The sequence below is a fragment of the Streptomyces sp. NPDC043680 genome (assembly GCF_056436685.1).
This window is the reverse complement of record NZ_JBWKCE010000024.1, coordinates 1-25,186: the sequence shown is the minus strand read 5'-3', so window position 1 is coordinate 25,186 and position 25,186 is coordinate 1. Positions and strand designations below refer to the sequence as shown.

Sequence of the window (25,186 nt, the reverse complement as noted above, 5' to 3'; positions counted from 1 at the left end):
AGGGTACTACCGGCGGGTCAGGAGGCTTTGGCCTTCTGGGCCGGTGCCGCGGCGGCGGCCGGAGCCGGCGCCGGCTTGGCGGCCTCGTAGAACTCCTCGCGCGGGGTTTCGAGGGCGCCGAGGGAGACGACCTCGCGCTTGAGGAACATGGCGAGGGTCCAGTCGGCGAAGACGCGGATCTTGCGGTTCCAGGTCGGCATGGCCATGCCGTGGTAGCCACGGTGCATGTACCAGGCGAGCCGGCCCTTGAGCTTGATCTTCATCTTGCCCATGACGATCATCGCGACGCCCTTGTGGAGGCCGAGGCCCGCCACCGCACCCTTGTTGGAGTGCTCGTACTCGGTCTGCGGGAAGCCCCGCATGCCCGAGATGACGTTGTCGCCGAGGACCTTGGCCTGGCGCAGCGCGTGCTGGGCGTTCGGCGGGCACCAGGCGTTCTCGACGCCGGCCTTGCGGGCGGCGACGTCCGGGACCTGGGCGTTGTCGCCGGCGGCCCAGATGTAGTCGGTGCCCTGGACCTGGAGGGTGGGGGCGGTGTCCACGTGGCCGCGCGGGCCCAGCGGCAGGCCGTAGCGGGCCAGGGCCGGGTTGGGCTTGACGCCCGCGGTCCACACGATGGTGTTGGAGTCGACCTCAAGGCCGTTCTTCAGCACCACGTGGCCGTCCACGCAGGAGTCCATCGAGGTGTTGAGGTAGATCTCGATGCCGCGGGACTCAAGGTGCTCCTTGCCCCAGGTGCCGAGCTTGGGCCCGACCTCGGGAAGGATCTTGTCCGCCGCGTCGACCAGGATGAAGCGCATGTCCTCGCGCTTGATCGTGGCGTAGTACTTGGCGGCGTCGCGGGCCATGTCCTCGACCTCGCCGATGGTCTCCGCGCCGGCGAAGCCGCCGCCCACGAAGACGAAGGTGAGGGCCTTGCGGCGGACGTTCTCGTCCGTCGTGGACTCGGCCTTGTCCAGCTGCTCAAGGACGTGGTTGCGCAGGCCGATGCCCTCTTCGACGCCCTTCATGCCGATGCCCTGTTCGGCGAGGCCGGGGATCGGGAAGGTGCGGGAGACGGCGCCGAGCGCGATCACCAGGTAGTCGAAGGGCAGCTCGTACGCCTCGCCGACGAGCGGCGTGACGACGGCGACCTTGCGGTCCTGGTCGATGCTGGTGACCCGGCCGGTGAGAACCTCAGCCTTGGGCAGCACGCGTCGCAGCGGGACGACGACGTGCCGAGGCGAGATGCTGCCTGCGGCCACTTCGGGGAGGAAGGGCTGGTAGGTCATGTACGAGCGCGGGTCGACGACCGTGACGGTCGCCTCGCCGTAGCGCATCTTCTTCATGATGCGCTTGGCTGCGTACAGGCCTACGTACCCACCTCCTACAACGAGGATCCTGGGACGCTCCGTGGTGCTCATGGAACGAGTATCCAGCACCCTCAGGGGTGACGCTCGTGAGCCCCTTCACAAGGTGTGCCGAGGCCTCTGCTACACTGCGCGGCCCACGTGACGGAGGTCATGGCGTCGAAGGGGAACCACGGTGTAACGAGATTCGTTGTTCACCCGTCCTGAACTGGCCTCCAGGCGCTCAACCGGAGTAGACCACCGGGTTCGTGGGTAGCTACCGGCCGACCGCGCCGAGCTCCGCGGTTCGCACAAGCGCCCGGCCAAAACACGCCTACGACCCCCGGGAACCCCCCGAAAGTGCCTTCGGACGCCCCCACAGGCTTCTTTTCCTTGTGAAGAACTTCACGAACTTTCTCGGCAGGCGGCCCCGCACACCCCTCCGGAGGGCGGTTTCGCGCCACCCGGCGAGCCCTCGCCCCACGCGAACGGGCCGACCGGAACGGGGTGTTCCGGTCGGCCCGGGGCCGCGAAGGGGGTGCGGCGGGGTCAGCCGTCGGCGCGCGCCGCGTCCCAGGCGATGCCGTCGAGGATGTCGTGTTCCGAGACCACGACCTCCGAGGCCCCGATCCGCTCCATGATCGCCAGGAGGATCAGCGCGCCCGCGCCGATCACGTCGACCCGACCGGGGTGCATGACCGGGATCGCAGCCCGCTCGGCGTGCGTGGTGGTCAGCATCCGCTGACTGATCTCGCGGACCGTCTCGTACGGGATCCGGGCGTGGTGGATGGCCGAGGAGATGTATTCCGGCAGCCCAAGCGCGATCCCCGCGACCGTGGTCACCGAGCCCGCCAGGCCCACCAGCGTGCGGGCCTCGCGCAGTGGCACCGTCTGCTCGGCCAGGTCCAGGGCCGCCTCGATGTCGGCCCGTATGGCGGCGATCTGCTCCGCGCTCGGCGGGTCGCTCACCGCCCCGTCCACCACCAGGTGGCGCTCGGTCATCCGTACGCAGCCCATGTCCACGGAGCGGGCCGCCCGTACGTGCTCCTCACCGACCACGAACTCGGTCGAGCCGCCGCCGATGTCCACCACCAGGAACGGCTTGTCCATGTGGACGGCGCCCGTCAGCTCCTTGGTGGCGCCGACGAAGGAGAACTCCGCCTCCTGGTCACCGGAGATCACCTCGGGCTCGACGCCCAGGATGTCCAGCACCCCCCGGACGAACTCGTCCCGATTCTCGGCGTCGCGGGAGGCGGAGGTGGCCACGAAGCGCAGCCGCTCGGCGCCGAGCTCCTTGATGACCGCCGCGTAGTCGCGGCAGGCCGCGAAGGTGCGCTCCAGGGCCTCGGGGGCCAGCCGGCCCGTCTTGTCCACGCCCTGGCCGAGGCGGACGATCGTCATCCGCCGGTCCAGCTCGACCAGCTCGCCGGTCGCCGTGTCGCAGTCCGCGACGAGCAGGCGGATGGAGTTCGTACCGCAGTCGATGCCCGCGACCCGGGTCACGCGCCCGCCTCCGTCCCGGCCGTCCGCGCCTCGTCCTGCGCGCCCTCGGTCCTTTCCGCGCACGGGGTGACGCAGGCGCCCTTGGCCCACCACTCCGGCAGCATGGCCAGGGCCTCGTCGCCGAACGGGTTCACCCCGGGACCGGCGGCCAGCGAGTGGCCCACCAGCACGTGCAGGCACTTCACCCGGTCCGGCATCCCGCCGGCGCTCGGGAAGCCCTGGAGCACCTCGACGGCGTCACGGCGCCGGATGTAGTCCTCGTGCGCGGCGCGGTAGGCCGCGGCGAGCTCGGGGTCCTCGGCGAGCCGGGCCTGCATCTCCTTCATCACGCCGTTGGCCTCCAGCGTGCCGATCGCGGAGGCCGCGCGCGGACACGTCAGGTAGTACAGCGTGGGGAAGGGCGTGCCGTCGGGCAGCCGCGGGGCGGTCTCCACCACGTCCGGCTGGCCGCACGGGCAGCGGTGGGCGATGGCGCGCAGCCCGCGCGGCGGGCGGCCGAGCTGCTGCTCGAACGCCTCGATGTCCGCGTCGGTCGGCTCGGTCCGGTCGGTCTGGGGCGGGGGCGTCTGCATGCCGGAGGAAGTCTCTTCGTTCTCGTGGATGGGTGCTGGTACTGCTCGCTGGTACTGCTGGCCTGGTACTGCCGGCCTGGTACTGCCGGCCTGGTACTGCTGCCTGGTACGGCCCGGACGGCTCGCCGCCGCTCAGTCTCCGGGGCGGTCCGCCTTGTCGACGCCGTCCCAGACGTTCGAGTACCAGGGCCGGTCGGATCCGGCCTGTCCGTTGCGGTGCCGCTCGGCGGCCTCGGCCCCGGGGTCGGTCATGATGTAGCTGATCTCGCCCGGGCGGACGAAGTGCAGGTGTTTGCGCGCCTGCTGCTCCGCGTACGCGTTGTCCTGCCAGCGGGCCTTCTCGTCGCGGAGGCGTTCGAGGCGCCGGCTCGCCGCTTCGGCCGCCCGCCGCTGCTCCGCGATCTCCGAGCGCTGGGAGACGTACTGGCGCATCGGATACGCGAGGGCCACGACCAGCGTACAGAGGACGAGCACCAGGAGCGCGGCCCGGCCGGTCAGCCGGCTGCGGCGGACCTGACGGCGGCTCTGCGAGCGGTAGACGTGCGCGGCGGTCCGCTCGCCGAGCTGCTTGAGCCTGGTCGCGGTGGAGAAGGTGGAGAACCGATCCCGGTTCCCGGCCATGGTCCCGCCTCCCCTGTGCACGCACTACGCAATACGTCCCCGCACACGGTACGGGACCGAGTGCGGGGACGTACGGAGGCGAGGGCGCAATTAGCCCTTGAAGCGCGGGAACGCGCTGCGGCCCGCGTACACGGCGGCGTCGTCGAGGATCTCCTCGATGCGCAGCAGCTGGTTGTACTTGGCGACGCGGTCCGAGCGGGCCGGGGCGCCGGTCTTGATCTGGCCGCAGTTCACGGCGACGGCGAGGTCGGCGATGGTGACGTCCTCGGTCTCGCCGGAGCGGTGCGACATCATGCACTTGAAGCCGTTGCGCTGGGCCATCTCGACGGCGTCGAGGGTCTCGGTCAGCGAACCGATCTGGTTCACCTTCACGAGCAGGGCGTTCGCGGAGCCCTCCTCGATACCGCGGGCCAGGCGCTCCGGGTTGGTGACGAACAGGTCGTCGCCGACGATCTGGACCTTGGAGCCGAGGCGGTCGGTGACGGTCTTCCAGCCGGCCCAGTCGTCCTCGAACAGCGGGTCCTCGATGGAGACGAGCGGGTACGCCGCGACGAGCTCCTCGTAGTACTCGGTCATCTCGGCGGCCGAGCGGGACTGGCCCTCGAACTCGTACTTGCCGTCCTTGTAGAACTCGGACGCGGCGACGTCGAGCGCCAGCGCGATGTCCTTGCCCGGGGTGTAGCCGGCCTGCTTGATGGCCTCGACGATGAGGTCGAGCGCGGCGCGGTTGGACTCCAGGTTCGGGGCGAAGCCGCCCTCGTCGCCCAGGCCGGTGGAGAGGCCCTTGGTGTGGAGGACCTTCTTGAGGGTGTGGTAGACCTCCGCGCCCCAGCGCAGCGCCTCGGAGAAGGACTCCGCGCCGATCGGGGCGATCATGAACTCCTGGATGTCCACGTTGGAGTCGGCGTGCGACCCACCGTTGAGGATGTTCATCATCGGAACGGGCAGCAGGTGCGCGTTCGGGCCGCCGAGGTAGCGGAAGAGGGGGAGGTCGGAGGCCTCGGACGCGGCGTGCGCGACGGCGAGGGAGACGCCGAGGATGGCGTTGGCGCCGAGCGAGCCCTTGTTGTCGGTGGCGTCCAGGTCGAACATGGCCTGGTCGATCAGACGCTGCTCGGTGGCGTCGTAGCCGACGAGCTCCGGGCCGATCTGCTCGATGACCGCGAGGACGGCCTTCTCGACACCCTTGCCCATGTAGCGGTTGGGGTCACCGTCGCGGAGCTCGATGGCCTCGAAGGCACCGGTGGAGGCACCGGACGGAACTGCAGCACGGCCGGTGCTGCCATCGTCGAGGCCCACCTCGACCTCGACCGTGGGGTTGCCTCGGGAGTCCAGGATTTCCCGGGCTACGACGACGTCGATGGACGGCACGAGCATCTCCTTCTGGGATGTGACGCTGGATGTGCGGTGGCGGGAGGCCGTGGGACGGCCCTGCCGACTAGAGCCTAACCGGCTCCGGGCACTGGGCCGCCCGACCGCCCGGCTCCTGGGACGAAAAAGGGCCCGAATACCCCGCTTCCGGGACATAGGGACCCTGATCACGGCCTTGATCACGGCCTTGATCACGACCCGCACGTGCCGCCGCCCGGCGCGTGCGGAGACGCGCCGGGCGGCGGGGAGTGCGTGCGGGGGTCAGCTGAGCTTCAGCTTCTGCCCCGGGAAGATCAGGTCGGCGTCCTTGACCGTGTCCTTGTTCAGCTCGAAGACCTTCTCCCAGCCGCCCTTGACGCCGTTGGCCTCGGCGATGGTGCTGAGGGTGTCGCCGGTCTTGACCTCGTACGAGCCGGTGCCGACCGGAGCGGCGGCCGGGGCCTCGGAGCGCTCGGAGCGGGTGGTCGGCGCCTCGGCGCGCTTCGGCTCGGTCTTCTTCGGCTGCGTCTTCTTCGGCTGCGTCTTCTGGGGCTGGGTCTTCTGCTCCGTCTTCTTCGGGGTGTCGGTCCCACCACCGGTGTAGGAGGAGTTCGACAGGCCGACGCCGCAGGACGGCCAAGCGCCCTTGCCCTGACCCTTGAGGACCTTCTCGGCGATGGCTATCTGCTGCGCCTTGGAGGCCTGGTTGGCCTGCGCGGCGTATGCCTTGCCGCCGTACGCGGCCCAGGTGGAGGACGAGAACTGCAGGCCGCCGTAGTAGCCGTTGCCCGTGTTGATGGCCCAGTTGCCGCCGGACTCGCACTGCGCGACGCGGTCCCACTCGGAGGCGGTCGCGGCGCTGGCCGAGCCGGCCGCCATCAGGGGTGCCGCGACGGCGACGCCGGTGACGCCGGCGAGCGTGACGATGCGTGCGGCCTTGGAGGCGCGGCGGTGCTTGCCCTTGCCGGAAAGCAGCATGGAGTTCTCCTCACCGACGCCTACGAGGTGAGCTGTCGGGTTCGGGCCGATGTTGCCCGGCCGCGCGACTGGCGCGCGGCTTCACCCCAAGCCGTTCCCTGACCATCTCTCAATGGCCGGGCCCGGCACCTACCTTGGGTCCCCCGCTCCTGCCTTCGGCGCTTGACGCGACGACTGTTCCCCCCGTCCGCCGGCAGGATTCGGCGATGCGGTCGAAGGGGCCCGCGATGGCGGGCGGTTCAGAAGGTAGACAGGTCCCTCCCCGATGTTCAACGCGCGACATCGGGGAGAAACGGCCCCTACTTGCGCTCCTCTTACGGGTGTTTGCGCAGGTGAGGACGGGGTTTGCGGAAGACGCAGGGCGTGACACGCCAGTTGACCGGAAGAGACACATGTCTCACTTGCCGATAACCGACATTCAGCACCTTCCGGGCGCCCGAACTGCCCATATTGCTAACTTAGATCCAGATTCTGGCCGGGCTTGATCAGGTTGGCGTCCTCGCCGATGACCTGCTCATTGGCCTGGTAGAGCGCGCTCCACCCGCCCTTGACTCCCTTGGCATCCGCGATGGTCGCCAGGCTGTCGCCCGACTTGACCGTGTACGTGGGCTCCGACGCAGCATCAGGAGCGGCCGGGGTCTCCTGCGCGGGGGCACCACGGTGCTTGCCGGTGGCGGAGGCATCCCCGGCGCCCGCCGGGTCGGTGGAGGCGCCCGGGGCGCCGGGCGCCGCAGGGGCGCTCGGGTCGGCCGGGGCGGGCAGCGTGGGGCTCGCCGGGTCGGTCGGGGGCGCAGGGCTCGTCGGGTCGGACGGCAGCGTCGGGGCCGTCGGCGCGGGGACCACAGGGCTCGTCGTCGGGTCGCCCGGGAACACAGGGATCGTGGTGGGGTCGTCCGGCGCCGGCATGACGGGCAGTCCGCTGGAGGGCGCGAGCGGCGCCGCGGGGAGCGTGAACGAGGGGTCCGGGGTCGGGGTCGGTGCCCCGAAGTCCGTGGCGGGCGCGCCGGAACCGCCGGCCGGGACGGCGTCGTCCGGGCGGGAGGGCGTGGGGGCGATCGGCCCGTGGGTGCCGGGCGTACCCGGGTCCACCGCGGCGGCGGGCGACTGCTGGGTCAGCCCGGCCCCGGCGGCGCACAGCTGCCAGGCTTCGGGGCCCTGGGAGGCCAGCACCCGTTCGGCGACGGCGATCTGCTGGGAACGGCTGGCGAGGTCGGGCCGCGCGGCGTAGGTGAGGCCGCCCGCGTTGTTCCACTGCTCCTGGGTGAACTGGAGTCCGCCGTAGGCACCGCTGCCGGAGTCGGCGCTCCAGGAGCCGCCGCTCTCGCACTCTGCGACCTTGTCCCACGTGGAGGCGTCCGCCGCGCTCGCGCCGGTGGCGGCGAGCAGGGGCAGGGCCAACGCGGAGCCGGTGACTCCGGCGGTGACGACAATCGCGGGTACCTGGCGGGGGCGTCTGTGGCGGCCGTTCCCGGAACGCATGAGCTGCACCTTTCGCATAACGGCTGGGTAACGGCAGAACCTAGCGGCCTTCTCACGATTGTCACAAGTTCGGTCGGAAACTGACTCGCGGTCAGGTGGCGTTCACTCGTTCCTGGCTGTGAAGCGGACGGGAAGAGTGCGCAGGCCACGCATGATCAGTCCGCCGCGCCAGCGCAGCTCCGTTGGCGGAACGGCGAGTTCCAGATCTGGCAGACGCGTGAGCAAAGTCGCAAGCGCGGTCTGTCCTTCGAGTCGCGCGAGCGGAGCCCCCAGGCAGTAGTGGATGCCGTGCCCGTAGCCGAGGTGCTGGTTGTCACTCCGGGAGAGGTCCAGGGTGTCCGGATCGGCGAACCGCTCGGGGTCCCGGTCGGCGGCCGCGAGGACGACCAGCACCGGGTCGCCGGCCGCGATCTCCTGCCCGCCGAGGGTCAGCGGCTCGGTGGCGAAGCGCCAGGTGGCCAGCTCCACGGGGCCGTCGTAGCGCAGCAGCTCCTCCACACCGGTCTCCAGCAGGGACCGCTCCCCGGCGGCGAGCGAGGCCTGCAGCCGCGTGCGCTGGTCCGGGTTCATGAAAAGGGCATGCAACCCGTTTCCGATCAGATTGACGGTGGTTTCGAACCCGGCGAAGAGGAGGATGAAGGCCATGGCGGTGGCCTCGGCCTCGGTCAGGTGGTCGCCGTGGTCGCTCGCCCGGATCAGGTCCGAGATGAGGTCATGGCCCAGATCGTCCCTTTTGCGGTGGATGAGTTCGCCGAGGTAGGTGCGCATCTGCTTCACGGAGCGGGCGACCCCGCCGCGCGGCCCGCCGCCGTGGCGGATCATCATCCCGGCCCAGTCGCGGAAGTCGTCCTGGTCCTCGCGGGGGACGCCGAGCATCTCGCAGATGGCGTAGATGGGCAGCGGGAAGGCGAACTCGTGGATCAGGTCCGCCTCGCCCCTGCCGTCCGCACCTGCCTTGTCCACGATCCGGTCGATGAGGTGGTCGGTGAGCTCCTGCACGCGCGGCGTGAACTCGGCGACGCGGCGCGGGGTGAACGCCTTCGACACCAGCCGCCGCAGCCGGGTGTGGTCCGGCGGGTCGATGTTGAGCAGATGCGTCATCAGCTCCGCCTTGCGCTCCCCCGGGATCCCGGTCTTGCCCTTGGCGTGCGCCGGCTCCGCGTGGTGCACCGGGTTCTTGCTGAGCCGCTGGTCGGCCAGGGCCTGGCGGGCATCGGCGTACCGGGTGACCAGCCAGGCCTCGACCCCGCTGGGGAGCTTGGTGCGGTGCACCGGGGAGTGCTCGCGCAGCCAGGCGTACGCGGGGTAGGGGTCGGTCGCGAACTCCCAGTCGAACAGGGTGGGGCCCTGGGGAGGAGTGCGGTCTTCGGAGGCTGCTGCGGAGGCTGCGGAGTTCGGCTCGTGCACGCCCCGACGGTATCCCGCGCCGCCCGGGCCCTACGCCGTGAGGCCCTCGGCGGCGCGGATCGCGGCGCGGTAGGTCCGGGCCGCCGCGCGCAGCGCCGTCTCCGGGTCGACGCCCTCGGCCTCCGCCCGCGCCGCCAGGGCCAGCAGCTCGTAGCCGATGCCCTCGCCGCGGGGCAGCTCCACGGGCAACCCGCCCGCGCGGACCCGGCCGGCGAGCTTGGCGGCGAGCGCCAGGCCCGGCTGGCCCAGCGGGATCCCGTCGGTGACGGACTCCCGCTGCTTCTCGACGGCCTTGGTGCGCTGCCAGTGCGCACGGACGTCGTCCGCGGTCAGCGCCTCGGCGTCCCCGAAGACGTGCGGATGGCGGTGGATCAGCTTCTCGACGAGGCTCCCGGCCACGTCGTCGATGGAGAACGGCTCCTGCGGGTCCTCCTGGGCGATGCGCGCGTGGAAGACCACCTGGAGCAGCACGTCCCCGAGCTCCTCGCGCAGTTCCTCGCGGTCGCCGGCCTCGATGGCCTCCACCAGTTCGTACGCCTCCTCCATGGCGTACTTCACGAGCCCCTCGTGGGTCTGGGCCGAGGTCCAGGGGCACTCCCGGCGAACCCGGTCCATCACCTGGACCAGGTCGAGGAGGCGGGCGCCGGGCAGGTCGTAGGACCCGGGCAGCAGTTCCAGGTCGGGCATGGCGACCCGGCCGGAGCCGGCGAGCCGGGCCAGTCCGTCGGTGAGCCGCCGGTCGCCCTCGCCGCTCGGCAGGACCACGACGGTGCGCCCGCCGGCGCAGGCCTCGACCAGGCCCTGCGCATCGGGGCTCTCCTGCTCGACGCCGATGCCCGCCTCGCGCAGGTACGGCAGCTGCGGGTGGTCGGGATCGGCGCACAGCACCCGGTCCGCGGCGTGCAGGGTCTGCCAGGCCGGCCAGGACAGCAGGCCGGGGGCGACCCGGTGGCTGGTGGTCAGCAGGACGATGCGGCCGGTGGGCTCGGCGGGTTCGGAGGGGGCGTCGTGGTTCACCCTCCGAACCTACCTCCGCGGCGGCGGCTCAGGCTCCGGCGGGGGGCTGCTCGGGCCGGGTCCGCTGGACGATCCAGGGGGTGTCCTGGTCGCCGAGCACGATCTGCTGCGGGTCCCAGACGCCGTAGCGCGGGTTGACCTCGATGTGCAGCGCCTTCGCGGCGGCCGCGAGCTGCACGACGGCCTTGTCCTGGCTGCCGTAGTGGTCGAACAGCTTGTCGCGCAGCAGCTTGAAGCGGGCGTCCGCGTCGAGCTGGCCGGGCGCGAGGCTGGCCTGCTGGAGGGCGGCCTGCTCCAGCCTGCCGGTGTCGCCCGCCTGCTCCAGCTGGGCCTTGCGGAAGTCGCCGACCTCCTTGTCGCTGATGCTCACGCCGGCGTCCTTCGCGGCGCGCTCCAGGACCTCGGTCTGGATCATCTTGTTGAGCTTGATCCGCTCCAGGCCCGGCGTGGACTGGATGAGCTGGGCGGCGGCCGCCCCGGAACGGTTCTGCGCGGCGCGGACGTCGTTGACCTGTGCCTGGAGTGCGGCAGTGGTGATCCGCTCGCCGCCGACGACGGCCGCGGTGCCGGGGCGGGCCTGGCCCGAGCAGGCGGACAGCAGGGGAGCCGCCACGAGCAGGGCGGCGGAGACGGAGAGCGCTGTGCGACGGTGCAAAGGAGCCTCCAGGGCCGGGAGATTGTGCGTCGGTGCACAAGGGCCGTGCGGTGATCGATGGTATGCAGTCAGGGTGATCCGAGCCACTGGTTCGACCAACGATTCCGGGGGTGTCGGGGTACGCGGGTGTTGGTGTCCGCGCCATCCCGCGGCCACCCCTCGGTCCACCGGTGCTGCCAGGGTCGGCCCACCATGTCGACACCGCACCGCTCGCCGCGCCGCCGGAGCCTGTCGGGCTCGGCGCTCGCCGCCCTGACCACGGTGGTGGCCGTGTGCGCCGGGGACGCCGTCGCCCGCGTCTTCCCGTACGGACACCGCCACCGCAGCATCAACGACCTCGGCAACCAGTTCGTCCCCTTCCACGCCCACCTGTGGGACCTCCTGCACGGGCGCGCGCGGGGCGGGCTGCTGCTCAACTGGCAGTCCGCGGCTCCTCCCCGCTGGTCTTCGACGCGCCCGAGCCGGGCCGCTGGGAGCTGTCCTGCCTGGACGGGGCCCGGCTGGCGGCGGCGGTCGCCACCCTGCGGTCCACCGCACCGACCGGCCTGCGGGTCGGCTCCTCGGGCATCCGGGCCACCGTCCCGGCCGGCACGCGGGGCACGGCGGTCCTGTCGGCCCCGGCCATCGCCGGCTGGACCTGCAACGGCCGCCCGGCCACGTCCCACCTGGGCCTGGTCTCCACTCCCCTGACCCCGGCACGACCACGATCACCTGCACCTTCCGCCCCCCCGGGCCTCCTCCCGGGCACGGCCCTCGCGGCGGCCGCCCTGCTGCTCCTGGCCGTGCGGGTACGGCGCTCGCGCCGACGCGGCGGGGGCGCCCGAGCCGGCAGGGGTCAGCGGACCTGGCCGAGCCACTGGAGGGTGCGGCGGACCTCCGTGGAGAAGGGGTGGGCCGGGCCGTGGACGCGGTCCGCGTCGAAGAGGAGGCGGGCCAGGGTGTCGTGGGCCGCCGGGCGGTCGCCCAGCGAGAGCAGCAGGTGCGCGATCCGGCGGCGGACCTCCAGGGGCAGGCCGGGGTCCGGGTTGGCGTAGTGGTTCTCGAACAGGGGCAGCAGGGAGCGGTATTCGGCCAGGGCGGCGGCCGGCTCTCCGAGCTGTTCCAGGCACTGCGCCGCGTCGTAGCGGAAGCGCAGCGCCTGCGGGTCGCCCGCCGGGAACTCGTCGGCGAGGCGGCGCAGTTCGGGCAGGGCGCGGCGGTACTGGCCGTCGTCCATCAGCGTGGCCGCGTACTGCTTGCGCAGCGAGCGGACCACCGGGGAGTGCTCGCCGTGCTCGTCGGCCGCGGCCGGGAGGATCCCGCCGAGGATGTCCACGGCCTGGGTCAGGCGGCCCTGGTCCAGCAGGCTGCGGGCCTCGTCCACCGCGGCCGGGATGTCCGGCCGGGGCGGGACCGCGGGGGCTGCGGTGGGCTGCGGCGGGACGGTGGCGGCGCGGTCCGGCCAGGGGGCGTGCGGGCGCAGGAAGGGCCGGGTCGGGTCGAGCGGGCCGGCGGGGGAGCCCTGCTTGGGCAGCAGCGGGGCGAGGGCCTCGTAGACCTGCTGCGCGGAGGACGGCCGGTCCTGGGGGTCCTTGGCCAGCAGGTGGAGGAGGACCGCCTCCAACTGGTGGGGGACCTCGGGGCGCAGGCGGCGGACCGGGACCGGCGGTTCGTACAGGTGGCGGTGGAGGACGCCGAGCGCGGTGGACCCGGCGAAGGGCACGTTGCCGCTGAGGAGTTCGTAGAGCAGCACGCCGAGCGCGTACAGGTCGGTGTACGGGCCCACCGCCCCGCCCATCGCCTGCTCGGGCGCCATGTACGCCGGGCTGCCGATCGGTGAACCGGTGCTCGTGAGGCGGGTGGTGTCGGTGTCCATCACCGAGGCGACACCGAGGTCCAGGACCAGGACGGTGCCGTCGGGCCGGACCATGACGTTGCGCGGCTTCAGGTCGCGGTGCACGATCGGCACCGCGTGCACGGCCGACAGCACCGCGCACAGCTGCGCGACCACGGCGACCGCCCACGGCCACGGGTACGGGTCGTGCTGCGCGAGGTGGTCGGCGAGGTCGGTGCCCTCGACGTAGCCCATGACGAGGAAGAGCTCGTCCCCGTCACTGCCCGCGTCGTGGACGGTGACCAGGCCGGGGTGGTCCACCTGCGCGGTGACCCGGCATTCGCGGACGAAGCGGCTGCGCAGCTCGTCGGCGACCGAGCCGGGCCCGGCGACCTTGTCGGGGCGCAGCAGTTTGACGGCGACGCGGCGGTCCAGGCGCTGGTCGTACGCCGTCCAGACCTGCCCCATGCCGCCCTGGCCCAGGAGGGCGGCCAGCCGGTAGCGCTCGCCGATGATCCGGTGGTCCTCGGTCACCGGGCCGTGCCCTCACCCTCGTTGCGCGGCTGGTTCGGGTCGGGGTTCCTCGGCGGGGTCTGCTTGCGCAGGAGTTCGCTGAGCTCGTCGAGTTCGGCGCGGACCTGCCCGATCCGCGGCGGGGTGGCCGGAGCGGGGGCCGGGGCCTGCTGCTGCGGGGTGGGCGGGTAGGCGTAGGCGGCCGGGGTGGTGTTCTGCTGCTGCGGCGGTACGTACGGGGCCGGGCGCGGCGGGTACCAGGGCGCGGTCCGGGCCGCTGCGGCCGCGTCGTGGTGTCGGATGTCGGCGATGAGGAAGTACACGCAGACCGCGAAGCCGGTGAGGATCGTGCCGAGCGCCCCCGTGTCGCTCTGCCAGCCACTGGTGTCGGGTGTCTTGTCGGCGTTGATGAGCGCGATCCAGAGGACGGTGAGCACGCCGCTGGCCGCCAGCAGCCCCCAGTCCCGGGACTTGCGGGTGACGACCGCGAGCCGCAGCATCGTGCCCCAGGCCAGGAAGCCGCAGCTCAGGACGGGCAGCAGGGCGAACAGCACGCGCAGTGCCACCACGCCCCCGGTGCTGGGCTGGGGGCCTTGCTGCGGCGGGATGCCGGGGCCGTGCATTGCTGCTCCTGACGGGCCGTGTCGACGAACGTTCGGGACTGAGCGTATACAGCGTTTCCGGCCGCCAGTGAGGGGATCCGCCCAACCGTTGCAGGGTCGCCACCTGCCGCGCGGCCCGGCGGCCGGAGCAGGGCCCGCCCGGCTCGGCGAGCGGGCTCCGCCAAACACGCGTACCGTCCCAAAAGGGATACGGAAGGGAGCCCTCGTATGGGGATCTTCGACAAGGCCAAGGAAATGCTGCAGGGCCACGGCAAGCAGGCGAAGCAGGCGTCCGACGCCGCCGAGCGGCAGGCCAACCGGCGGACCGGTGACAAGTACACCCACCAGGTCGACCAGGGCCAGCAGCAGATGGAGCGGCGCATGGGGATCGACGACGACCCCGACAGGTAGCCCCGGCACGCGACGGCCGCGGCGGGAACCGGTGGACACCGGTCCCCGCCGCGGCCACGGTCACGGCCGTGGGCGGGTCACGACGCGGGGAGCGCGGCCACGACCCGTCACGACCCGAGGATCGTGGTGAGGAACTCCCCGGTCCAGGCCAGCAGTTCCCGGCCGACCAGCGGCTTCCCGCCCACCTTCGCGGTCTTCGGCCGCGGGATCAGCACCTGTGAGGTGGCGGGCTTGAGCACCGCCCCCGGGTAGAGCCGCTTCAGCCGCAGCTCCTGCGATTCGCGCAACTCCACCGGCCCGAAGCGGATGTTCGGCCCCTGGAGGGTGATGTCGCCGACCCCGCACGCGCGGGCCAGCATCCGCAGCCCCGCGACCAGCAGCAGGTTCTCCACCGGCTCGGGCAGCTTGCCGTAGCGGTCGGTCAGCTCCTCGCGCACGGCCTTGATGTCGGCCTCGGAGTTCGCCGACGCGATGGACCGGTACGCCTGCAGGCGCAGCCGCTCGCCCGGCGCGTAGTCGTGCGGGACGTGCGCGTCGACCGGCAGCTCGATCTTGACCTCCAGCGGCGGCTCCTCCTGCTCACCGCCCTCGACGGCGGCCCGGTAATCGGCCACCGCCTCGCCGACCATGCGGATGTAGAGGTCGAAGCCGACGCCCGCGATGTGGCCGGACTGCTCGCCGCCGAGCAGGTTGCCCGCGCCGCGGATCTCCAGGTCCTTCATCGCCACGTACATGCCGGCGCCCATCTCGGTGTGCTGGGCGATCGTCGCGAGCCGCTCGTGCGCGGTCTCGGTCAGCGGCTTCTCCGGCGGGTACAGGAAGTACGCGTACCCGCGCTCGCGGCCGCGGCCCACGCGGCCGCGCAGCTGGTGCAGCTGGGAGAGACCGAAGTTGTCGCCGCGCTCCACGATGAGGGTGTTGGCGTTGGAGATGTCGATGCCCGACTCGACGATCGTCGTCGAGACCAGCACGTCGAACTTCTTCTCCCAGAAGTCCACCACGACCTGTTCCAGGGCCTGTTCGGACATCTGGCCGTGCGCGGTCGCGATCCGCGCCTCCGGCACGATCTCGCGCAGCCTGGCCGCCGCCCGGTCGATGGACTCGACGCGGTTGTGGATGTAGAAGCACTGGCCCTCGCGCAGCAGCTCCCGCCGGACGGCCGCGCCGATCTGCTTCTCCTCGTACGGGCCGACGAAGGTCAGCACCGGGTGGCGCTCCTCCGGCGGGGTGGTGATCGTCGACATCTCGCGGATGCCGGTCACCGCCATCTCCAGCGTGCGCGGGATCGGTGTCGCGGACATGGTGAGCACGTCCACGTTGGCGCGCAGCTTCTTCAGCTGCTCCTTGTGCTCGACGCCGAAGCGCTGCTCCTCGTCGACGATGACCAGGCCCAGGTCCTTGAACTTCGTCTCCTGGGAGAAGAGGCGGTGCGTGCCGATCACCACGTCCACCGAGCCCTCGCGCAGCCCCTCCAGGGTGGCCTTCGACTCGGTGTCGGACTGGAAGCGGGAGAGCGCCTTCACGTTCACCGGGAACTGGCTGTAGCGCTCGGAGAAGGTCCCGAAGTGCTGCTGCACCAGCAGCGTCGTGGGGACGAGGACGGCGACCTGCTTGCCGTCCTGGACCGCCTTGAACGCCGCACGCACCGCGATCTCGGTCTTGCCGTAGCCGACGTCGCCGCAGATCAGCCGGTCCATGGGGACGGACTTCTCCATGTCCTCCTTGACCTCGGCGATGGTGGTGAGCTGGTCGGGGGTCTCCGCGTACGGGAAGGCGTCCTCCAGCTCGCGCTGCCAGGGGGTGTCCGGGCCGAAGGTGTGGCCGGGGGCCGCCATCCGCGCGCTGTACAGCTTGATCAGGTCGGCGGCGATCTCCTTGACGGCCTTCTTCGCCCGCGCCTTGGTCTTCGTCCAGTCGGCGCCGCCGAGCCGGTGCAGGGTCGGGGCCTCGCCGCCCACGTACTTGGTGACCTGCTCCAGCTGGTCGGTGGGGATGTACAGCCGGTCGCCGGGCTGGCCGCGCTTGGCGGGGGCGTACTCGACGAGGAGGTACTCGCGGGTGGCGCCCTGCACCGTGCGCTGCACCATCTCGATGTAGCGGCCCACGCCGTGCTGCTCGTGGACGATGTAGTCGCCGACCTCCAGGGTCAGGGGGTCGACGGACTTGCGGCGCCGGGTCGGCATCCGGCCCAGGTCCTTGGTGGCGGTGCGCTGCCCTGTCAGGTCCGTCTCGGTGAGGACGGCCAGGCGCAGGGCCGGGTCGACGAAGCCGGTGTCGAGGGAGCCGCACGCCACGTGGACCAGGCCCGGCTCCAGCACGGGCAGGTCGGCCTCCAGCCGGGCCGCGATGCCCTCCCCGCCCAGCACCTCGACGGTACGGGCGGCCGGGCCGTGGCCCTCGGTGAGGTAGACGGTGTGCCAGCCGTCGGCGATCCACCCCTTGGTGTCGGCGAGCGCGCGGGCCGTGTCGCCGCGGTACGCCTCGGGGGCGTGCATCCCCAGCTTCAGCGTGTCCCCGCCGAGCTGCTCGTCGGCGGCGAAGGGCGAGACCGACCACCACATCATGCCGAGCTCGCGGGCCCGCTCGCGGACGTCCGCGATCCCGCGCAGCGAGGCCGCCCCCACGTCGATCGGGGCCTGCCCGCCGCCCGCGGTGGCGGCCCAGGAGGCCATCAGGAACTCCTGCGAGGTCGCGACCAGGTCGGCGGCCCGGGTCCGCACCCGCTCCGGGTCGCACACCACGGCCATCGACCCGGCGGGCAGCACGTCGATGAGCAGTTCCATGTCGTCGACCAGCACCGGGGCGAGGGACTCCATGCCCTCCACCGCGATCCCCTCGGCGATCTTGTTCAGCAGCTCGCCGAGCTCGGGGTGCGCCTCGGCGAGGGCCGCCGCACGCTCCCGTACCCCGTCGGTCAGCAGCAGCTCCCGGCACGGCGGGGCCCACAGACCGTGGTCGGCGATCTCCAGGGACCGCTGGTCGGCCACCTTGAAGTACCGGATCTCCTCGACCTCGTCGCCCCAGAACTCGATGCGCAGCGGGTGCTCCTCGGTGGGCGGGAACACGTCGAGGATGCCGCCGCGCACGGCGAACTCCCCGCGCTTCTCCACCAGCTCCACCCTGGCGTACGCGGCCGCGGCCAGCGCCTCGGTGACCTCGCCCAGATCGGCGCTCTCGCCGCGGCGCAGACTCACCGGCACCAGGTCGCCCAGCCCCTTGACCTGCGGCTGGAGCACCGAGCGGATCGGCGCGACCACCACGGAGACGGGACCGGCCGCCGGGTCGTCCTTGCTGGGGTGCGTGAGCCGGCGCAGGACGGCGAGCCGGCGGCCCACGGTGTCGCTGCGCGGCGAGAGCCGCTCGTGGGGCAGCGTCTCCCAGGACGGGAACTCCGCCACCTGGTCCGGGGGCAGGAACGACCTGAGGGCGGCGGCGAGGTCCTCGGCCTCCCGGCCGGTCGCGGTGACCGCGAGGACGGTCCGCTCGGTCCGCGCGGCCAGCGCGGCGATGGCCAGGGGACGCGCGGCCGGCGGGCCGACGAGGTCCACGTGCATGCGGTTGCCGTCCCCGGCCGCGGTGACCGCCTCGGCGAGGGCCGGGTCCCGGGTGACGGCGTCGAGCAGTCCGTGCAGGCTCATGAAGGAGGCTTTCCATCCGGTGAAGGGGCAACGCGAAGGACCCGACACGCACGCGGGCCGGGGGTTCCCACCCTACGACGCAGCGGTGCGGGCCGCCCCCGGGATACGGACGACACCGGCCCCGGTCCAGCCCGTGCGGGGTGGACCGGGGCCGGTGTGCTCCCCCGTGACGACCGCGGCTACTCGCTCGCGATCGCGTTCAGTACGTTCATCCGCCCCGCCCGGAAGGCCGGGACCAGCGCGGCGAACAGTCCGACGAACGCCGACCCGATGAAGACGCCGATGATCGTCGACCACGGGATCTCCAGCACCTTCAGACCCTGCAGGACCAGCAGCTGCTGCGCGGTCGCACCCCAGCCCATGCCCAGCCCGAGACCGAGGAGGGCGCCGAAGAGGGCGATGACCACCGACTCCAGGCGGATCATGCGGCGCAGCTGGCGGCGGGAGAGGCCGATGGCGCGCATCAGGCCGATCTCACGGGTCCGCTCGACCACCGAGAGGGCGAGGGTGTTCACCACTCCCAGGACCGCGACGATGATCGCCAGGCCGAGGAGGCCGTAGACCATGTTCAGCAGCTGGCCGACCTGGTCCTTGAGCGCCTTCTTGTAGTCGGTCTGGTTGAGCACCTTGTACTGGGGGTACTCCGCGAGCGCGGCCTTGACGGCCCCGTACGCCGCGTCGCTCTTCCCGTCGGCGGCCTTGCCCAGCAGCATGAACGGCCGCGGCATCCGGTCGGCCGGCACGAACTCCTCGGCGGTCGCGGTGCTGATGTACTTCACGCCCTTGTCGAGGTTGCCCTCGTCGGAGGTGATCGCGGCGACCTTCAGCTTGGCGGTGGCACCGCCCTTGAAGGCGACGGTCATCTCGTCGCCGACCTTGACGTGGTGCTGGTCCGCGTAGAGCGAGCCGACCGACATGGCGCCCTTGCCGTACGCCGCCGCGTGCTCGCCGGCCACCATCTTGCGCCGGACGTCCTTCGCGTACGTGGGGTCCGTGGCGCTCAGGGGGGTGTCCTCGGCGGAGCCGTCGGGGGCGGTGATCTTCGCCTCCACCTCGCGGTACGCCGTGACGTGGTCGAGGTCCTTCGCCGCCCGCAGGGCCTGCTCGGCCTGCGGCATGACCGGCTGGCCGGTCTGGGACTGGACGATGTAGTCGGCGCCGACCGACTTGTCGAGCTCGTCGGTGGCCGAGGCCACCATCGAGGAGCCGACCACCGACAGGCAGGCGACCAGCGCCAGTCCGATCATCAGCGCCGCGGCGGTGGCCCCGGTGCGGCGCGGGTTGCGCAGGGCGTTGCGCTCGGCGAGCCGGCCGACCGACCCGAAGGGCCGCAGCACCACGCCGGAGAGCACCCGGACCACGCCGGCGGCCAGCAGCGGGCCGACGACGATGAAGCCGATGAGGCTGAACAGCACGCCGAGCGCCAGCCACAGCGAACCGGTGGCGGCCTTGTCGGCGCCCGCGGCGAGGAACAGGCCCGCGCCGCCGATGCCCGTGAGGACCAGGCCGAGGACGGCCCGGATCCGGCCGGCCTTCTTGTCGCCGGGGGTGCCGGCGTCGCGCAGGGCGGCCATCGGCGAGACCTTCCCGGCCCGGCGGGCGGGGATGAAGGCCGAGACGACGGTGACCAGGATCCCGAGGACCAGGCCGATGACCGGAGTGGTCCAGGCGACCGTCAGGTCGTCGGTGGACAGGTGCATGCCCATCTGGCCCATGAGCTTCATCAGGCCCACCGCCAGGCCCACACCGGCGGCGACACCCAGCACCGAGCCGACGATGCCCAGCAGCACGGCCTCGACCACGACGGACTTCAGGATCTGGCCGCGGTCGGCGCCGATGGCGCGCATCAGCCCGATCTCCCGGGTGCGCTGCGCCACCAGCATCGAGAAGGTGTTGAAGATCAGGAAGATGCCGACGAGGAAGGCGATCCCGGCGAAGCCGAGCATCACGTACTTCATGACGTTCAGGAAGGAGCCGACGTCCTTGCGGTTCGCGTCCGCGGCCTCCTTCGCCGTCTGCAGCTTGTACGTGCCCGCGCCGACGGCGGCGGCGATGTTGCGCTTGAGCTGCTCGTCGCCGACCCCTTCCTCGGCGGTGACGTTGATGTGGGTGTACGCCGCACGGTCGCCCAGCAGCTTCTCCTGCGCGGTGGCGGTGTCGAAGTAGACGACGGCCGCACCCGGGTTGGTCACCGTAAAGGTGGCGATACCGCTGATCTTCGCGCGGACGTCACCCGTGATGGCGATGGTGCGCAGCTCGTCGCCCAGCTTCAGGTGGTGCTTCTTCGCCGTGTCGGCGTCGACCATCACCTCGGTGGGGCCGCGCGGGGCCTGACCCGAGGTGATCTTCATGGACTTGAGCTCGTTGTCGCTCCAGTTGCCCGCGATGGTCGGGGCACCGGTGGTCGAGCCCATGTTCTCGTTCTTGGAGTTGACGACCGTGACGGACATCGAGACGACGCCGCCCTCGGCGGCCTTGACGCCCTCGGCCTTCTTCACCTGCTCGACCGCCGCGGCCGGCAGCACCTCGGGCCGGCCGCGGTTCGGGCTCTCCTCGCCCGCCTCGGCCGCCTTCGGGCTGACGGTGACATCGGAGTTGGCGACGGCGAACAGCTTGTCGAAGGTGGTGTTCATGGTGTCCGTGAACACCAGGGTGCCGCAGACGAAGGCGACGGAGAGCAGGACGGCGACCGCCGAAAGGGCCATGCGCCCCTTGTGGGCGAGGAAGTTGCGCCGCGAGGTCTTCAGGACGGTATTCGCACTCACGAGGTCCGCCCGCGCGCGTCGAAGTCCTTCATCCGGTCCAGGACCTGGTCGGCGGTCGGCCCGTACATCTCGTCCACGATCCGGCCGTCGGCGAGGAACACGACGCGGTCCGCGTACGAGGCGGCCACCGGGTCGTGCGTGACCATCACGATGGTCTGGCCGAGCTCGTCCACCGAGCGGCGCAGGAAGCCGAGGATCTCCGCACCCGCACGGGAGTCCAGGTTTCCGGTCGGCTCGTCCCCGAAGATGATCTGCGGGCGGGCCGCGAGGGCGCGGGCGACGGCCACGCGCTGCTGCTGGCCGCCGGACAGCTCGGTCGGGCGGTGCTTGAGGCGGCCCGCGAGACCGACGGTCTCCACGACCCGGTCCAGCCACTCCGCATCGGGCTTGCAACCCGCTATGTCCATGGGGAGCGTGATGTTCTCCAGGGCGTTCAGCGTCGGCAGCAGGTTGAAGGCCTGGAAGATGAACCCGATCCGGTCGCGGCGCAGCTGCGTCAGCTTCTTGTCCTTGAGCCCCGTGATCTCGGTGTCGTCCAGATGGATCTGGCCGCTGGTCACGGTGTCGAGGCCGGCGAGGCAGTGCATCAGCGTGGACTTGCCGGAACCCGAAGGGCCCATGATCGCGGTGAACTGGCCCCGCATGATGTCCACGTCCACCTCGTCGAGGGCGACCACGCGCGTCTCGCCGGCGCCGTAGGCCTTGACGACCTTCCGCGCCCGGGCCGCGACGGCTGCATGCCCTCCAGTACCCCCGTGCCTGGTTTCGGTCATAGCCGTTGTCACGGTCTGTCTCCTCGTTCGATGCGTAGCTTCGATGCGTAGCCGCCCGGGAGGAGCGACCCCACCCCGGCTCGTATGCACCAGTTAAGAACCTCGCCGGGCCGGTCTCCTCCTCCGCCGGGACGAATGAGCCCTGGGCCCTTGTGAGGAGCACCCCCTAGGGGTTCTCCACCCTCCGGGGGATCCGTACTGAGGGATGGGCAGGGGATACCGCCTCAAACGCCATGGTGAGAAGGTGTCACCCGCAGGTCCGTGCACAGTGAAGGGATCTTGGTGGGTACGGAGGAGAGCAGGAGCGAAGCCGCAGGCGAGAGCCCCGACGACGCACCCGCGGGCATATCCGGGAACCCAGCCGCGACCCCCACGGGAACGGCAGCCGCGGCGGGCGCGGCGAAAGAGGCGGCGGACCCGGCCGGCACCGGCGCCGGACCCCGCACCGCCCTGGTGGCCGCCCTCATGCTCGCCATGGCCCTGCCCGCCCTCGACAGCTCCGCCGTCTCCACCGTCGTCCCCCAAGTCGTCGGCGACCTCGGCGGATTCTCCGTCTTCTCCTGGCTCTTCGCCGGCTACCTGCTCGCCGTCACCGTCACCCTGCCCGTCTACGGCAAGCTGTCCGACACCTTCGGCCGCAAGCCCGTCCTGCTCTTCGGCGTCGCCCTCTTCGTCCTCGGCTCCCTCCTGTGCGCCCTCGCCTGGAACATGGCCGCACTCATCGCCTTCCGCATCGTGCAGGGCCTGGGCGGCGGCGCCCTCCAGGGCACCGTGCAGACACTGGCCGCCGACCTCTACCCGCTCAAGGACCGCCCCAGGATCCAGGCCAGGATGTCCTCGGTCTGGGCCACCTCCGCCGTCGCCGGTCCGGCGCTCGGCGGCCTGCTCGCCGCCTACGGCGACTGGCGCTGGATCTTCCTGATCAACCTGCCGCTCGGCGGCCTGGCCCTGTGGATGATCAGCCGCCACCTCGTCGAACCCGTACGCTCCCCCGGACGCCGGGGTCCCGTCGACTGGGCAGGGGCGCTCGGCGTCTTCGCCTGCGGCGGACTGCTGCTCTTCGCCCTGGTGCAGGGCGGAGTCGCCTGGCCCTGGCTGTCCGCGCCCTCCCTCGCCCTGCTGGGCGCGAGCGCCCTGCTGGCCGCCGTGACCCTGCGCATCGAACGCCGGGCCGCGGAACCGATCCTGCCCGGCTGGGTCTGGCGCCGGCGCACCATCGCCGCCGTGAACCTGGCCCTGGGCGCGCTCGGCGTACTGATGGTCGCCCCCATGGTGTTCATGCCGACCTACGCCCAGTCCGTACTCGGCCTCAGCCCCTTCACCGCCGGGCTCGTCACCTTCACCATGACCCTCAGCTGGCCCCTGTCGGCCGCCCTCAGCCAGCACGTCTACCGGCGCATCGGCTTCCGCAACACCGCGGCCGCCGGAATGGCCCTGGCGACCGCGATCCTGTTCTCCTTCACCCTCCTGCCCCACCCCGCCCGGCCCTGGCAGCCCGCACTGATCATGCTGGCGCTGGGCGCCGCCCTCGGCCTGTTCCAGCTGCCGCTGATCGTGGGTGTCCAGTCCACCGTCGGCTGGGCGGAGCGCGGCACGACCACGGCCTCGGTGCTCTTCTGCCGGCAGGTCGGCCAGAGCGTCGGAGCCGCCCTGCTCGGAGCCGTCGCCAACGCCACCCTCGCCTCCCGGCTGGCCCACGCCCCCATGCCGGGGCTGCCGGAGCACCTGGACGACGTGTCCAAGGCCCTGGCCCAGCCCGGACAACTCCCGGGGGCCGCCGCCGACTACCTGCGCGCGGCCCTGGCCACCGCCGTCGACCACATCTTCCTCGGCGCCACGGCCGCCGCCCTCGCAGCCCTCCTGACCCTCCTCCTGGTAGCCCCCCGCCGCTTCCCGGTCCTCCCCCAGGACTGAACGGCCCCGGGCGCAACACGGGCCCTCTGTTTCACTGGAGTCATGGCGATCAACGAACGAGCCGCACAGGCACGGCGGTTACTGGCCCACGAGGGCCGCTGGATGAGGAGCCTCGGCCTGTGGGCAGCCCGGCGCAGGCACGGGGTCGGCCCCGCCGACACCGCCCTCGGCTACGCACGCGCCCAGGCGCCGACCTCGTACGGACTGGTCTTCGTCTTCGCGGTCGAGACCGTCGGGGTGTCCTTCATGCTCGCCGCATATCCGGTCGCCCACCTGGTCATGCTGGTCCTCGACCTCTACACGGTGTGCCTGGTGCTGGGGCTGCACGCCGCGGCCGTCACCCGCCCCCACGTCCTCGGGCCCGGCGGACTGCGGGTGCGGCGCGGGGCGGGGCTCGACCTGTGGATACCCTCGGAACGGATCGAGTCCGTCCACTACGACCTCCGGTTCCCGGACGGGAAGAAGGCCGAGGACGGCGTCCTGGAGGTGGCCGTCGCGTCGCAGACCTCGCTCACCATCGAACTCAGCCAACCGGTCACCGCCGTCAGCCTCCTGGGCAGACGCACGGAGGTCCACACGGTCCGCTGCCACGCCGACGACCCAAGGGCAGCCGTCACGGCGATCAAGCGGCAACTGAGGTCCGGCTTGTCATGGCCCGGGCCAAGCGAGTAGACCTGAGGCCGGATCAGCGACCGTACCGGGGGGACGACATGGCTTCCGCACTCTTCGCACTGCTGTTACTGGCCGCACTGGCCGGCCCGATCGGCTGGCGGCTGCGCCGGCACCCCGGCCCCGTCACCGGCCGCGACGGCCGCCTGTCCACCTCCACCGCCCTGGCCCTGGCCTGGACGGTGATCCTCGTCTGGCTGCTGCTCGCGATCCTCGCGTACGGCCTCATGGCAGGCGGCGGCATCACCTACTTCCACGGCACCGGAGGCCACGGCCCGCTGTCCACCCTGACCACGGTCTACCTGCCCCTGCTCGGCGGCCCGTACGTCGCCCTGATCGCGGCGAAGGCAGTGGTCGGCACCCGCCTGGAAAACGGCAGCCTGGCCAAACCCGCCCCCAAGCCCACCCCGCAGGGACACCGGCCCCTGCGCGAGCTCATCGCGAACGACAGCGGCCGCACGGACCTGGTGGACCTCCAGTACGTGGCGCTCAGCGCGGTCACCATGCTCTACGTGGTGCTGTTCTTCCTCACGGACGTCGGCGCCGGACTGCCCCGCCTGCCCGAGGAGATCTGGGCCCTGACGGGCGCACCGGCGGGGGCCTACCTGGTGAACAAGATGGCCACCCGGGCCAACCCGGTGATCACCCGGGTCACCGTCGCGGACGGCGCCGTACGGGTCGAGGGCGGCGGCTTCGGCCCCGAGGCCCGCGTGGAGGTCGACGCGACGCCCCTGCCGACGCAGTTCGACCCGACCGCCTGCACCCTGACCGCCCCCCTGCCGCCCGGCGCCCCGCCCGCCTTCACGGTGACGGTCACCTCCCGCGGCCTGCGCAGCGACCCCTCCCCCTACCCGACCGACCCGACCCCACCCCGCCCGGCCCCCGCAACCACCCACGCAGGCACCGCCTGACGAGCGCTCCCACCCGGAAGCGGGCTTGCAGGGGGAAACCGTCCGGCCGGGGGCGGGAGGGGGGTGGGGTGTCGTCAGGGGCGTAGAACGTGATGTGTCGGCGCCACATCCGGAATCCAGTGCCCCCCGGAACAGGCGCCATAAGTCATGAGCCCCGGACGACACCCCACCCCTCGCCCGCCCCCGGCCCCACCGGGCCCGCCCCGCTGGGCCGCACGGCTGGCCGGGGCACCCCCCTCGCCCGCCCGCAACTCCAGAGGGGACGGG

19 protein-coding genes, 1 pseudogene and 1 riboswitch are annotated in these 25,186 nt (G+C 72.0%); of the genes and pseudogenes, 5 read left to right on the top strand and 15 right to left on the bottom strand.

Annotation, left to right across the window (positions count from 1 at the left end; genetic code table 11):
- Positions 1 to 17 precede the first annotated feature (17 nt).
- The 10 genes from AC0666_RS30705 to AC0666_RS30660 all read right to left on the bottom strand — a co-directional run bounded on the left by AC0666_RS30705 (position 18) and on the right by AC0666_RS30660 (position 10,910).
- Entirely contained in the window at positions 18 to 1,403 is a 1,386-nt protein-coding gene (locus AC0666_RS30705) for an NAD(P)/FAD-dependent oxidoreductase (protein ID WP_356851348.1), read from the bottom strand.
- Between the two features lie 474 nt (positions 1,404 to 1,877).
- Positions 1,878 to 2,831, bottom strand: coding sequence for a Ppx/GppA phosphatase family protein (locus AC0666_RS30700; RefSeq protein WP_478708810.1), 954 nt, complete (start codon positions 2,829 to 2,831; stop codon positions 1,878 to 1,880).
- Positions 2,828 to 3,403 (bottom strand): DUF501 domain-containing protein, encoded by a 576-nt coding sequence (locus AC0666_RS30695; protein WP_468969733.1) that lies wholly within the window; start codon positions 3,401 to 3,403, stop codon positions 2,828 to 2,830. Before AC0666_RS30695 ends, AC0666_RS30700 begins: the two co-directional genes overlap by 4 nt.
- A 132-nt stretch (positions 3,404 to 3,535) precedes the next feature.
- Positions 3,536 to 4,024 (bottom strand): FtsB family cell division protein, encoded by a 489-nt coding sequence (locus AC0666_RS30690; RefSeq protein ID WP_468581979.1) that lies wholly within the window; start codon positions 4,022 to 4,024, stop codon positions 3,536 to 3,538.
- Positions 4,025 to 4,114: 90 nt separating this feature from the next.
- A complete protein-coding gene (gene eno, locus AC0666_RS30685) occupies positions 4,115 to 5,401 on the bottom strand; it encodes a phosphopyruvate hydratase (protein WP_361718265.1) in 1,287 nt (428 codons plus the stop codon).
- Positions 5,402 to 5,656: 255 nt separating this feature from the next.
- On the bottom strand, positions 5,657 to 6,352 hold the full coding sequence (locus AC0666_RS30680; protein ID WP_478708809.1) for a transglycosylase family protein: 696 nt from the start codon (positions 6,350 to 6,352) through the stop codon (positions 5,657 to 5,659).
- A 2-nt stretch (positions 6,353 to 6,354) separates the two neighbouring features.
- Positions 6,355 to 6,523: riboswitch (cyclic di-AMP (ydaO/yuaA leader) on the bottom strand.
- Positions 6,524 to 6,805: 282 nt separating this feature from the next.
- Positions 6,806 to 7,831, bottom strand: coding sequence for a LysM peptidoglycan-binding domain-containing protein (locus AC0666_RS30675; protein WP_468969739.1), 1,026 nt, complete (start codon positions 7,829 to 7,831; stop codon positions 6,806 to 6,808).
- Positions 7,832 to 7,933: 102 nt separating this feature from the next.
- Positions 7,934 to 9,238: a cytochrome P450 family protein gene (locus AC0666_RS30670; RefSeq protein WP_468969743.1), complete on the bottom strand. Its 1,305-nt coding sequence runs from the start codon at positions 9,236 to 9,238 to the stop codon at positions 7,934 to 7,936.
- A 30-nt stretch (positions 9,239 to 9,268) separates the two neighbouring features.
- Positions 9,269 to 10,255 carry a nucleoside triphosphate pyrophosphohydrolase gene (locus AC0666_RS30665; protein WP_478708808.1) on the bottom strand — a complete coding sequence of 329 codons (987 nt, stop codon included), beginning with the start codon at positions 10,253 to 10,255 and terminating at the stop codon, positions 9,269 to 9,271.
- A 28-nt stretch (positions 10,256 to 10,283) separates the two neighbouring features.
- Positions 10,284 to 10,910: a SurA N-terminal domain-containing protein gene (locus tag AC0666_RS30660; protein ID WP_468969748.1), complete on the bottom strand. Its 627-nt coding sequence runs from the start codon at positions 10,908 to 10,910 to the stop codon at positions 10,284 to 10,286.
- Positions 10,911 to 11,102: 192 nt separating this feature from the next.
- On the opposite strand from AC0666_RS30660, the pseudogene AC0666_RS30655 reads away from it, so the two are divergent.
- A pseudogene (locus tag AC0666_RS30655) lies at positions 11,103 to 11,336 on the top strand (hypothetical protein); the annotation flags it as partial.
- A 409-nt stretch (positions 11,337 to 11,745) separates the two neighbouring features.
- On the opposite strand, the gene AC0666_RS30650 reads toward AC0666_RS30655, so the two are convergent.
- Positions 11,746 to 13,257, bottom strand: a complete 1,512-nt coding sequence (locus tag AC0666_RS30650; protein WP_361718245.1) for a serine/threonine-protein kinase — start codon at positions 13,255 to 13,257, stop codon at positions 11,746 to 11,748.
- On the bottom strand, positions 13,254 to 13,859 hold the full coding sequence (locus AC0666_RS30645; protein WP_468581972.1) for a hypothetical protein: 606 nt from the start codon (positions 13,857 to 13,859) through the stop codon (positions 13,254 to 13,256). Before AC0666_RS30645 ends, AC0666_RS30650 begins: the two co-directional genes overlap by 4 nt.
- Positions 13,860 to 14,066: 207 nt before the next feature.
- On the opposite strand from AC0666_RS30645, the gene AC0666_RS30640 reads away from it, so the two are divergent.
- Positions 14,067 to 14,249, top strand: a complete 183-nt coding sequence (locus tag AC0666_RS30640; protein ID WP_468581971.1) for an antitoxin — start codon at positions 14,067 to 14,069, stop codon at positions 14,247 to 14,249.
- A gap of 107 nt (positions 14,250 to 14,356) precedes the next feature.
- On the opposite strand, the gene mfd is transcribed toward AC0666_RS30640, so the two are convergent.
- The 3 genes from mfd to AC0666_RS30625 all read right to left on the bottom strand — a co-directional run bounded on the left by mfd (position 14,357) and on the right by AC0666_RS30625 (position 21,425).
- Complete coding sequence (mfd, locus tag AC0666_RS30635) at positions 14,357 to 17,887, bottom strand: transcription-repair coupling factor (protein WP_468969751.1); 3,531 nt, start codon at positions 17,885 to 17,887, stop codon at positions 14,357 to 14,359.
- Between the two features lie 179 nt (positions 17,888 to 18,066).
- On the bottom strand, positions 18,067 to 20,592 hold the full coding sequence (locus tag AC0666_RS30630) for an ABC transporter permease (protein WP_478708824.1): 2,526 nt from the start codon (positions 20,590 to 20,592) through the stop codon (positions 18,067 to 18,069).
- Between the two features lie 56 nt (positions 20,593 to 20,648).
- Positions 20,649 to 21,425 carry an ABC transporter ATP-binding protein gene (locus AC0666_RS30625; protein ID WP_478708807.1) on the bottom strand — a complete coding sequence of 259 codons (777 nt, stop codon included), beginning with the start codon at positions 21,423 to 21,425 and terminating at the stop codon, positions 20,649 to 20,651.
- Between the two features lie 282 nt (positions 21,426 to 21,707).
- Between AC0666_RS30625 and AC0666_RS30620 the strand changes: the two genes are divergently transcribed.
- From AC0666_RS30620 to AC0666_RS30610, 3 genes are read left to right on the top strand one after another with little or no spacing between them, the layout of a single operon-like run.
- Positions 21,708 to 23,339, top strand: a complete 1,632-nt coding sequence (locus AC0666_RS30620; protein WP_478708806.1) for an MFS transporter — start codon at positions 21,708 to 21,710, stop codon at positions 23,337 to 23,339.
- Positions 23,340 to 23,381: 42 nt separating this feature from the next.
- Positions 23,382 to 24,011 carry a hypothetical protein gene (locus tag AC0666_RS30615; RefSeq protein ID WP_468969756.1) on the top strand — a complete coding sequence of 210 codons (630 nt, stop codon included), beginning with the start codon at positions 23,382 to 23,384 and terminating at the stop codon, positions 24,009 to 24,011.
- 38 nt (positions 24,012 to 24,049) lie between these two features.
- Complete coding sequence (locus tag AC0666_RS30610) at positions 24,050 to 24,919, top strand: hypothetical protein (RefSeq protein ID WP_468969759.1); 870 nt, start codon at positions 24,050 to 24,052, stop codon at positions 24,917 to 24,919.
- The last annotated feature ends 267 nt before the right edge of the window (positions 24,920 to 25,186 follow it).

What these genes read in the sequence shown, in the direction of transcription:
- AC0666_RS30705 (WP_356851348.1), bottom strand. Translation starts at nt 1,403, where the DNA reads ATGAGCACCACGGAGCGTCCCAGGATCCTCGTTGTAGGAGGTGGGTAC.
- AC0666_RS30695 (WP_468969733.1), bottom strand. Translation starts at nt 3,403, where the DNA reads ATGCAGACGCCCCCGCCCCAGACCGACCGGACCGAGCCGACCGACGCG.
- AC0666_RS30690 (WP_468581979.1), bottom strand. Translation starts at nt 4,024, where the DNA reads ATGGCCGGGAACCGGGATCGGTTCTCCACCTTCTCCACCGCGACCAGG.
- mfd (WP_468969751.1), bottom strand. Translation starts at nt 17,887, where the DNA reads ATGAGCCTGCACGGACTGCTCGACGCCGTCACCCGGGACCCGGCCCTC.
- AC0666_RS30645 (WP_468581972.1), bottom strand. Translation starts at nt 13,859, where the DNA reads ATGCACGGCCCCGGCATCCCGCCGCAGCAAGGCCCCCAGCCCAGCACC.
- AC0666_RS30640 (WP_468581971.1), top strand. Translation starts at nt 14,067, where the DNA reads ATGGGGATCTTCGACAAGGCCAAGGAAATGCTGCAGGGCCACGGCAAG.
- AC0666_RS30610 (WP_468969759.1), top strand. Translation starts at nt 24,050, where the DNA reads ATGGCTTCCGCACTCTTCGCACTGCTGTTACTGGCCGCACTGGCCGGC.
- eno (WP_361718265.1), bottom strand. Translation starts at nt 5,401, where the DNA reads ATGCTCGTGCCGTCCATCGACGTCGTCGTAGCCCGGGAAATCCTGGAC.
- AC0666_RS30675 (WP_468969739.1), bottom strand. Translation starts at nt 7,831, where the DNA reads ATGCGTTCCGGGAACGGCCGCCACAGACGCCCCCGCCAGGTACCCGCG.
- AC0666_RS30630 (WP_478708824.1), bottom strand. Translation starts at nt 20,592, where the DNA reads ATGGCCCTTTCGGCGGTCGCCGTCCTGCTCTCCGTCGCCTTCGTCTGC.
- AC0666_RS30625 (WP_478708807.1), bottom strand. Translation starts at nt 21,425, where the DNA reads ATGACCGAAACCAGGCACGGGGGTACTGGAGGGCATGCAGCCGTCGCG.
- AC0666_RS30680 (WP_478708809.1), bottom strand. Translation starts at nt 6,352, where the DNA reads ATGCTGCTTTCCGGCAAGGGCAAGCACCGCCGCGCCTCCAAGGCCGCA.
- AC0666_RS30615 (WP_468969756.1), top strand. Translation starts at nt 23,382, where the DNA reads ATGGCGATCAACGAACGAGCCGCACAGGCACGGCGGTTACTGGCCCAC.